The sequence below is a fragment of the Denitromonas iodatirespirans genome (genome assembly GCF_018524365.1).
GTDB lineage: Bacteria > Pseudomonadota > Gammaproteobacteria > Burkholderiales > Rhodocyclaceae > Nitrogeniibacter > Nitrogeniibacter iodatirespirans.
The window spans coordinates 1-319 of sequence record NZ_JAEKFT010000156.1; the positions used below are offsets into that span (position 1 = coordinate 1).

A 319-nucleotide genomic window follows, 5' to 3' on the forward strand; every position below is an offset into this window, starting at 1 on the left:
GGCCTTTGCGGCCTGGACGATGGCCGCATCGGTGAGATGGGGGAGTTTGCCGGCGGTGGCGGTGTTCTTCTGGCTGGCGTCGGCGAGCGCGGCGTCGAAGTCGGTGCCGTCTGCCATGCCGCGGGCGACGGTGTGCAGGGCCTTGAGCGGGGCGGCGTTCGGGTCGATGGTGCTTTGGTTGGCGCCGGTTGAGCCGATGGCGGCGGCGAGTGGCACGGTTTGGTGGGTGGCGGCGGCTTTGGAGAGGGTTTGGGCCAGGGTGTCGGCCTGGCCGAGCAAGGCGGCGGCGGGGGCCATGTCGCCGGCCGGCTCGGCGTCG

The 319-nt window shown here is 72.7% G+C and carries 1 pseudogene; it reads right to left on the reverse strand.

From position 1 onward, the window contains the following. Positions 1-297: pseudogene (locus I8J34_RS25360) on the reverse strand (type VI secretion system tip protein VgrG); the annotation flags it as partial. Positions 298-319 lie beyond the last annotated feature (22 nt).